At 57.3% G+C, this 9600-nt stretch carries 9 protein-coding genes; 1 reads left to right on the top strand and 8 read right to left on the bottom strand.

The window, feature by feature from the left end; translation table 11 throughout:
• On the top strand, positions 1–587 hold a 587-nt coding region (locus DW037_RS03250), incomplete at its 5' end, for a heparan-alpha-glucosaminide N-acetyltransferase (RefSeq protein ID WP_147352005.1).
• On the opposite strand, the gene hflX is transcribed toward DW037_RS03250, so the two are convergent.
• The 8 genes from hflX to recA all read right to left on the bottom strand — a co-directional run bounded on the left by hflX (position 572) and on the right by recA (position 9354).
• Positions 572–1861, bottom strand: coding sequence for a GTPase HflX (gene hflX, locus DW037_RS03245; protein WP_117583188.1), 1290 nt, complete (start codon positions 1859–1861; stop codon positions 572–574). The two genes, DW037_RS03250 and hflX, sit on opposite strands and share 16 nt — an antisense overlap.
• The gene (gene miaA / locus DW037_RS03240; protein ID WP_117583189.1) at positions 1861–2799 is read right to left on the bottom strand and encodes a tRNA (adenosine(37)-N6)-dimethylallyltransferase MiaA; all 939 of its coding nucleotides are present in this window, start codon (positions 2797–2799) and stop codon (positions 1861–1863) included. Before miaA ends, hflX begins: the two co-directional genes overlap by 1 nt.
• Entirely contained in the window at positions 2799–4169 is a 1371-nt protein-coding gene (miaB, locus tag DW037_RS03235) for a tRNA (N6-isopentenyl adenosine(37)-C2)-methylthiotransferase MiaB (protein ID WP_117583190.1), read from the bottom strand. The genes miaA and miaB overlap by 1 nt, the downstream gene beginning before the upstream one ends.
• 45 nt (positions 4170–4214) lie before the next feature.
• Positions 4215–4532 (bottom strand): stage V sporulation protein S, encoded by a 318-nt coding sequence (locus DW037_RS03230; RefSeq protein WP_006235982.1) that lies wholly within the window; start codon positions 4530–4532, stop codon positions 4215–4217.
• 74 nt (positions 4533–4606) lie between these two features.
• Complete coding sequence (locus DW037_RS03225) at positions 4607–5692, bottom strand: ATP-binding protein (RefSeq protein ID WP_117583191.1); 1086 nt, start codon at positions 5690–5692, stop codon at positions 4607–4609.
• A gap of 1 nt (position 5693) precedes the next feature.
• Positions 5694–7244: a ribonuclease Y gene (rny, locus tag DW037_RS03220; RefSeq protein ID WP_117629182.1), complete on the bottom strand. Its 1551-nt coding sequence runs from the start codon at positions 7242–7244 to the stop codon at positions 5694–5696.
• A 257-nt stretch (positions 7245–7501) separates the two neighbouring features.
• Entirely contained in the window at positions 7502–8194 is a 693-nt protein-coding gene (locus tag DW037_RS03215; RefSeq protein WP_117583193.1) for a regulatory protein RecX, read from the bottom strand.
• An 11-nt stretch (positions 8195–8205) separates the two neighbouring features.
• Entirely contained in the window at positions 8206–9354 is a 1149-nt protein-coding gene (recA, locus tag DW037_RS03210; protein WP_022094695.1) for a recombinase RecA, read from the bottom strand.
• Positions 9355–9600 lie beyond the last annotated feature (246 nt).

Genomic DNA, 9600 nt, shown 5'->3' with positions numbered 1-9600 from the left:
CTGGGCCTATGCCGGAATCTCTCCCACAGAAACCACCGAAGAGCCTATTTTTGTTTATCGCCGGTTGGATGTGCACCCTTTCGCGCAACAATATCAAACGTGCCGCCAAATACGCCTTAGCAGCACTCGTTGTCTGGTTGGCAACAACACTTGTCTCAGTCGACGATTCGGTTAATTTTGGCATCATCTACTGCATGGCCGCATGCACCGGCATCGTAGCGTTGACCGATCCCGTCCTTAAGAAGATAGCGGCGAGATGGGGCATGCCCCTATGCCTTATGTTGTTCGCAATCACCTGGAGCATCCCCAAAACGATCTACCCTGTCCCCTACCTAGCGTGGCTGGGATTTCCGAGCCCTGGGTTTATCTCAGGTGATTACTACCCCATCATCCCGTTTATCTTTATGTATCTTGCAGGATACTTCGCCGCACACATAGCGCAGGGAATCGATAAGACCGTCCCTAGCTGGGCCTACGCCAACCCCCTGCCGGCGCTCGCCAGCCTTGGACGTCACGCTCTCCCCTTTTATCTGCTGCATCAGCCCATCATTCTGGGCATTTTGGAGCTCGTCTACTCGGTGCGATAACGCTCGAGCCGCGGTGCAATACGAGCCGGCAACTTCGCCACAATGCGAACGCCGTCCTCGAGATATTCCTCATGCAGAAGGGTTCCCTGCTCATGCACCAGCGTGATGAGAGCGCCCTCACGATACGGGATATCAGCGGAGAGCAACACATCGGTGGCAGCTGCCTCGCGAGCAATCCGGTCGACGAGATCGTCGAGGCCCTCGCCCGTTTGGGCCGAGAACAGAACGGCCTCCGGATAGCGACGACGGAAACTCAATCGATCGACGCTATCGAGAAGATCGATTTTATTGAATACGGTCAGCGTTAAACGCTCTCCGGCGCCGATCTCATCAAGCACGCGGTCGACAGCCTCCAGCTGCCGCTCATAGTCCTCGTCAGACGCATCTACGACTTTGAGAATTAGATCGGCACCCAAAACCTCGGACAGCGTCGATTTAAAGGCATCGACCAGACCATGGGGCAGCTTTTGAATAAAGCCGACGGTATCGGTAATCGTCATGCCGCGACCGCCGGGCAGACGATACGAACGCGTCGTCGGGTCGAGCGTAGCAAACAGCTTGTCCTGCGAAAGTACCGTAGAGCCGGTCAGACGATTGAGTAACGTCGATTTACCGGCATTGGTATAACCGGCTAACGCGACGCGAAACGCCGGTGACTCAATGCGACTCTTGGATTGGACATCGCGACGCTGTTCAACCTGCTTGAGCTCACGACGAAGCGCAGTGATCTTATTACGAATGAGGCGACGGTCGACCTCGAGCTGACTTTCGCCCTGACCAAAACGTGAGCCGATGCCGCCGCGCGTCTGCTCCTTGGCGAGATGGCTCCACATGCCACGCAGGCGAGGCAACAAATATTGAAGCTGTGCCAGCTGTACCTGCAGGCGTCCCTCACGCGTCTGAGCATGCAGGCCAAAGATATCCAGGATCAGTGCTGTACGATCGATAATCTTTACCGGCTCGCCCACGGCTTTCTCCAAATAGGATTGCTGCGAGGGGGTCAGGTCGTCGTCAAAAATAACGACATCGGCATCCATGCGATGCACCAGGCCGCACAGCTCTTCAACCTTACCGGAACCGATAAACGATTTAGGATACGGCTTTACCAAACGCTGCGACAAGCGTGCCACGCACCGGGCACCAGCTGTGTGAGCAAGACGCTCCAGCTCATCAAGCGAGCGATCGAGCGGCCATGCATTGTCGCGCCACTCAACACCAACTAAAATGGCACGCTCGGGCTCGGGTGCCGTGGGAACAAGGGGGAAACGGGCCATTAGGCAGCCTCAATACGATGCAGGATATCCTCAACGACCTCATCGATCGTACATTCATCCATATCAAACCACACGATACGGTCATCGCGCTTAAACCACGAAAGCTGACGCTTGGCATAACGACGCGAACGCATCTTAATGAGTTCGCGGGCCTCATCCATGCTCATCACGCCATTGAAAGCATCAATGATCTCTTTATAGCCAATTGCCTGCATCGACGTCAGGGCATCTCCCAGACCCTGGGCCATAAGACCGCGGACCTCATCGACAAGACCCTGCTCAAACATCAGATCGACGCGCAGATTAATGCGCTCGTAGAGCACCTCGCGATTACGCGTCAGACCAAACCATAGGGCATGATAATGCTCGCGCGGAACACTAAACTGACTTTTTTGTTGTGCATAGGAGATACCATCATCATGCATCTCGAGCGCACGAATCACACGGCGCACGTTATGGGGATGAATAACAGCAGCCGATTCTGGATCGCGCTCGGCAAGCAGGGCATGCAGTTCTTCCTCGCCAATACGCTCGGCAAGCTCCTGATAGCCCGCACGGCGATCGTCCTCAAGTTCACCCGAGGGAAAGTCCATCTCATCAAGGGCAGCCTTGAGATACAGCCCCGTACCTCCGCAAAAAACCGGCAGGCAACCCGAACCAAGGAGACGTTCAACATGCGCGCGAGCGTCAGCCTGATAAAGCGCAGCAGAATATGCTACACCCGGCTCTACAATGTCGACGAGACGCAGCGGCGCCGTACACTCATCGGGCGCCATCTTTGCGGTACCGATGTCCATGCCGCGATAGATTTGCATCGCATCGCACGACAGCACTTCGGACGAAAGACGAGCTGCCAAACGGTCGGCAACATCACTCTTACCAACCGCTGTCGGACCGACGATCGCAACGGCGGAAAGGCCTGCCCCGGGAGAAACCATTAGCGCGGCTCGCCCACAACGGAACCGGACAAATACCAGGTCTTGGCAACGTCAACGTTAACATCAACGATCTTGCCAACAAGCTGATCGATGCTGTAACCCTCGGGGATAGGCGCATGCACGGTCTGATTCTTGGGACTCTTGCCCAGCAGGACCGCATCGTTCTTTTTACTCGTTCCCTCAATGAGCGCGGGAACCACAGTATGAAGCTCACCCTGGTTATACTCGTGTGCCGTGGTCTCGATAACCTTAACCAGGCGATTGAAACGCTCGAGAATAACCTCATGCGGCGTAGGATCGTCAATCTCGGCGGCCGGGGTACCGGCGCGCTTGGAATAGATGAAGGTATAGGCCTGAGCATAGCGGACCGTCTCGGCAAGTGAGAGCGTCTGCTCAAAGTCTTCTTCAGTCTCGCCCGGGAAGCCAACGATAATGTCGGTCGAGAGCGCGATATCGGGCATGCGGTTGCGAATGCGATCGACCAGGCCCAGATAGTCCTCGCGTGTATAACGGCGATTCATCTCTTTGAGGATCCGCGTCGAACCTGACTGGACGGCCAGGTGCAGTTGCGGCATTACGGCAGGTGTCTCGGCCATGGCGTCGATGGTCTCGGGCAGCAGGTCCTTAGGATGCGAAGACGTAAAGAAGATGCGCTCCACGCCCGTATCGCCCACGGCACGCAGCAAATCGGCAAAACGCGGCTTGCCAAACAGATCGCGACCATATGAGTTAACGTTTTGGCCCAGCAGCGTAATCTCACGCACGCCCTGGCGCACCAGACCGGTCACCTCGTCGACAATCTCCTCGAAGGGGCGGCTCTTTTCGCGACCGCGTACGTACGGCACGATGCAATAGGTGCAGAAATTATTGCAGCCTGTCATGATGGGCACCCAGGCGTGATACTGGGTCTCGCGATGCCACGGCATGCTCATGGCGTCCGTATCCTCATGCTCATTGGTGCGGATATGACGCTTACCATCAAGGAACGCCTCGGCAATGAGCTCGGCCACATGTGCAATGGAATGCGTGCCAAAGATGACATTGACGTTATCGACGTTGGTGAGCAGGCCCTCGCCATCGCGCTGCGCGATGCAACCGCCAACGGCAACCACGCGCTTGCCCGAAGGCGAAGGCGGCAGGCTTTTGCAGGAATTGCACTGACCGTACAGGCGAGTATCGGCGGCCTCGCGCACGCAGCACGTCATGAAGACAACGATATCGGCATGCGCGGGATCGAACGCCATGAGGCAGCCATACGAATCAAGCAGACCGCTCACACGCTCGGAGTCGTGCTGATTCATCTGGCAGCCAAAGGTGCGGATAAAGTAGGTTTTACCGGCAAGAATATCGCGTACGGAACGCTGGTCCATGTGCATAAGTCCTAACGATGGGGAGCGAAACAAGGCAAGCAGAAGCTATGCCACAGGCTTAACATCATCCATGACGACGTTATCCATAGCAGCTCGATTGATCTGGTGAACGTAGATAGAAAGGCGGATGGCCGTGCGCGACTCCCCGTTAATGAGGATGTCGGAGAACACGGGCGCGCAGGAAATATCAAAACCGGTTGGAATCAAAAAACCGCGCGCGATAGCAACGGCCTTAATAGCCTGGTTGACGGCACCGGCGCCGACACACTGGATGTTGACGGGTACACCATCCTTGACCATGCCGGCGATGGCGCCGGCAACGGACGCGGGCGATGATTTGCTTGATACCTTCAGGCAATCCATGAAGAAACTCCTGCATTTAAAAGTACGTTTTAACTGCAATAACTGTATCGTACCGAGTGGACTCGGTAAAGGCACTATTCCTCTTTGGCAAGATCAAAGGTCACGGTGATTCGATCACGCGAAACACGGATCTTTGGGTCGCCGCAAAGGTTGAGATAGTACCGGGTGGCAAGGTCATTAAAGTCGCGTTCCACAGCGCGCGAAAACTGTGCCATGTCATCCTTGGCAATACGTAGCCCGCGACGATCCTTCGCGAGATCGACAGGAGCCGGCGCATGCGAGGACGAATCACGCTCGCGCAGCAGACGCGCGGTCACACCGCGAACGGGCTTAATCTGCCCTGCCAAAATGCGATGGGCCGTGCGCTCGGACATCTCAAGACCCAAACCCGAACAAATACGGATAAAGTCCTCGGCATCAGAAGCAAGGCCTAAACGATCGACAACCGGAAGCTCGCTCTCGTCATCAATGAACAGGAGACGAGACGTATCGAGCCGACTTGACGCTTGAGCATAAAGGGTCGCGGCAATCTCAGACGGAGAACCGAGATAGACATCGCAACCACGCAACTCCTCGAGCGCAAACTCACAAGCAGCGCGAATAATATTATGTGGACCGCGAGCGCAGACATAACGTCCGTCCTCATCCTTGACGGCCTGGGGCCAGCTGGACTGATCGGCACGCTCACTGAGGCGGTCGGCCGCAACGCTCACCTTGAAGGCTGAACCAAGATCGACGCCGGACGTGACCACACGGGCCTCGTCGGTGTTCTGCTTGATCGAAAACAATGCCATGCCACGACCGTGAACGCCCCAACGGTCCATCTTCATGCTCTCGAGCTTGGAGGTAACGCGGGCATCAAAGATTCGCTCTTGCATATCCTGCGGAACGCCAGAACCGTTATCCAGAAAGACAAGCGTGCGGACGCCATCTTCCTTGGTCGTGGCGAGATAGACCTTGTCGGCGCCGGCATCGCGAGCATTACGGAGCATTTCGATGACGATGTCCTCGACATGCTGAATGTCGTGCTTAGCCTGGCGCCGCTCGGCCTCCGAAACGCGGAGGCGGACATACCCCTCGCCAAGGTTCTCCTCGACGCGAAGGTTGCCCTCCCCCGACATCGACGCGATAAATGAGATGAGCTCGTTCGCGTCGCTCATGTTATTTAGCGATATCGACAGCGCGGCTCTCGCGAATCACGACGACGCGCACCTGACCGGGATACTCCATCTCTTCCTCGATCTGATGGGCGATATCGTGAGCCAGGACCGTGGACTGGGCATCGGAGATCTTGTCCGGCTGGACCATGACGTGGACCTCGCGACCGGCCTGCATGGCATAGGTACGTTCGACGCCGTCATGGGAGTTGGCGATCTCCTCGAGCTTCTCAAGACGCTTGATGTAGTTCTCGGCAGACTCGCGACGGGCACCGGGGCGAGAGGCAGAGACAGCATCGGCGGCCTGCACCAGGACATCGAGCACCGTGTTGGGGTCGACATCGGCATGGTGAGCCTCAATAGCGTGGACGATAACGGGCTTCTCGCCATAACGGCGGGCAAGCTCGGCGCCGATGACGGCATGCGGGCCCTCGACGTCGTGGTCGATTGCCTTGCCCAGGTCATGAAGCAGGCCGGCGCGCTTGGCGGTCACAACGTCCAGGCCAAGCTCGGAAGCCATCACGCCGCACAGATCAGAGACCTCGAGGGAATGCTGAAGCACGTTCTGACCAAACGAGGTACGGTAGCGCAGGGCACCAAGGGTCTTGACGATCTCGGGGTGCAGATCGTGGATGCCGGTATCGAAGGCAGCCTGCTCGCCAGCCTCGCGCACGCGCTGCTGAACCAGGTCGGCAGCCTTGTGATACATCTCCTCGATACGGGCAGGGTGAATGCGGCCGTCGGCGATGAGGTTCTCGAGGGCGACACGGGCGGTCTCACGACGGACCGGGTCGAAGCTCGAAAGAACGACGGTCTCGGGCGTGTCGTCGATCACGAGGTTGACGCCGGAAACCTGCTCGAAGGTCCGGATGTTGCGACCCTCGCGACCGATGATACGGCCCTTGAGGTCATCAGAGGGAATGTGCACGGAGGTAACGGTGACCTCGGCAGTGTGATCGGCAGCGCAGCGCTGAATCGCCAGAGACAGAATCTCCTGGGCGGTCTTGTGGCACTCGGCGCGAACCTGCTGCTCGGACTCGCGAATGATCGTGGCGGCCTCGTGGGTGACCTCGCCGCGAACCTTATCGAGGAGCTCCTTGTGGGCGTCCTCGCGGGTAAGGTCGGCGATACGCTCGAGCTCGGAGGTCTGCTTTGCGCAGAGCTCCTCGAGCTCACGGGAGCGCTTCTCGACCTGACCGGCCTGGCTGGACAGCTGATGCTCGCGCTTGTCGAGAGCGTCGTTGCGGCGATCGAGGGATTCCTCGCGCTGCATCACGCGGTTCTCGAGCGTACGAATCTCGTTCTTACGCTGCTTGTCCTCGGCCTCAGCGGCCTGCTTGTTCTTGATGATCTCCTCTTTAGCCTCGAGCAGAGCCTCTTTTTTGAGGGTCTCGGCCTGACGCTTAGCATCACCGATCAGGGACTCAGCCTGTGCGTGTGCCGACTGGATTTTTTCGTCGGCCTCGTGAAGACTACCCTGCTTGGCGGTGCGCATGTAGGCAATGGCGGCGATGGCACCCAAAATGATGCCAACGAGCGCTGCGATGATAGGCATGCTCACTCCTTTTTATGGATTCGTTACACAACAAAGCGAACCGTCCTTACGAACGGCTCGCGACATTTGAGTAATATGGGCGCAGCTTATGCGGGTCGGATACAGATAAACATATAAACAAACTCATTACAGATGAGCACATATCACAAAGCAAATGACATTGTTTATCGTACGTTGAACCACAACAACTGTCAAATAAATGGCCCCAGCACGGCGGCTAAAACGCGGTGAACGGCAGGGCCACAAAACGCATACGCCTAAACCGCACATTCCTCACGTTCGGCATCGAGACGTGCCTTAACGGCATCGGCGGCGATATGATACGAGAAGCCCTTGCCCATCAAAAACCGAACCAGTTTTTCGAATCCGCGCGTCTCTGGGACACGCCGCTTGGCGAGCAGGGCTGACGCACGCGCCAAATCGTCTTCGACGGCAAAATAATCCTCGGGATAACCGGGAATGTCATCGAGCACGACATGACGGCGCTTGAGCTCGGTCTCGATTTTGCGCTGTCCCCAACCGCGCCGCTTGCGCTCCTCGATAAAGTACGAGCAAAAGCGGTTCTCGTCTAAAAAGCGATACTCGGTGGCGCGCTCGACGGCGAAATCGATCGCGGTCTGGTGAAAGCCGTAGCGAGCCAGCTTGTCACGGACCTCGCCCGTCGCATGGTCGCGGCGCGATAACATCTCGGTCACCATGGTAAGTGCACATTTACGCTCGACGAGCTGCACCGCCTCACGAAAGTTGTCCCAATCACAGGGAAGATCGGGGCGGTTTTTGACATACAGGCGCGCGACCCGCACGGGAATCCAAATGGACCGCTCAAAACCGCCCTCAAGCTCACAATCGATATGTGCGCAAGGCTTTTTGGACGCATACCCGTTCGAGAACGAGGAGGCCGCCTTCTTATCGGGAAAGACGACCGTGGCCTCGGTCACCGTATACGACATGAGCGTAACCGCTACTCGTCGTCATCATCGAGCATGGCGGAACCATCGATGGCGTAAAGCTCGTCAAACTCCTCAGGCGCAGGCTGATCGGTCAGCTCGACCTCGGATGGAGCATCGTCGTCAAACTCAAGCCCGCAGGCAAGGCGGACCTTATGCTCAATCTCGTCGGCGCAATCAGGGTGTTCGCGCAGGAACGCCTTGGCGGCCTCGCGACCGTTGCCGAGCTTGTCCTCGCCATAGGCAAACCAGGAGCCCATCTTCTTGCAGATGCCGCACTCGACAGCCATGTCCAGAATCGAGCCCTCCTTAGAGATGCCCGTACCGTACATGATGTCGAACTCAGCAGAACGGAACGGAGCTGCCACCTTGTTCTTAACGACCTTGGCGCGCACGCGGTTACCGATAACCTCATCCTTAAGCTTAATGCTGTCGATGCGGCGAATGTCGATACGCACCGAAGAGAAGAACTTAAGGGCGCGGCCGCCCGTCGTGGTCTCGGGGTTGCCGAACATGACGCCGATCTTCTCTCGCAGCTGGTTAATGAAGATGCATGTCGTGTTGGACTTGGACAGCGAGCCGGCGAGCTTGCGGAGCGCCTGACTCATCAGGCGAGCTTGCAAACCGACCGTGGTATCGCCGATCTCTCCCTCGATCTCGGCACGCGGGGTCAGCGCGGCGACGGAGTCGACGACGATGGCATCGATGGCGCCGGAACGCACGAGCATGTCAACAATCTCGAGCGCCTGCTCACCCGTATCAGGCTGGGAAATCAGTACCTCGTCGATATCCACGCCAATGCGCGCGGCATACGTGGGATCGAGCGCGTGCTCGGCATCGATAAATGCCACCACGCCACCCATTGCCTGGGCCTCGGCCAGGATCTCAAGCGAAAGCGTCGTCTTACCGGAGGACTCAGGACCGTAAATCTCGACGATGCGGCCGCGCGGCACACCGCCGATACCCAGAGCGGCATCGAGTGCCAGAGCGCCCGTAGGGATGGCCTCGACCTCGAGCTCGGGGCCACCGTCGCCGTACCTCATGATGGAGCCTTGACCGAACTTCTTCTCGATCTCGGCCTTGGTGGTGGCGATCATCTCATCGCGCTCTTTACCCGTCGTGCGAGCATGAACGGTACGTACGGGACCTGAATTCTTGGCCATGAAAAGCCCTCCTCTTAACAACCTGCATCGATAATAAACGAACGGCTGTTCGTGGTCAACCGTTCAGATAAATCATATGCAGGCAGTCTTTCCAAAACCCAACCAAACGCCGACCAAATACTGACCAAATGCTTGACCACATAGGGCCAAATATAAGCAAGGAAGGCGAAAATAAACCTATGACCAGCAAAAACGCTGAATTTGTCAGAGGTCCCTATCTCCACAATTAAGGGGCCCTAAGGCCCC

This window comes from Collinsella sp. AF39-11AT (genome assembly GCF_003474585.1).
In the GTDB taxonomy this organism is placed as follows: domain Bacteria; phylum Actinomycetota; class Coriobacteriia; order Coriobacteriales; family Coriobacteriaceae; genus Collinsella.
This window is presented reverse-complemented; position numbering and strand designations above follow the sequence as displayed.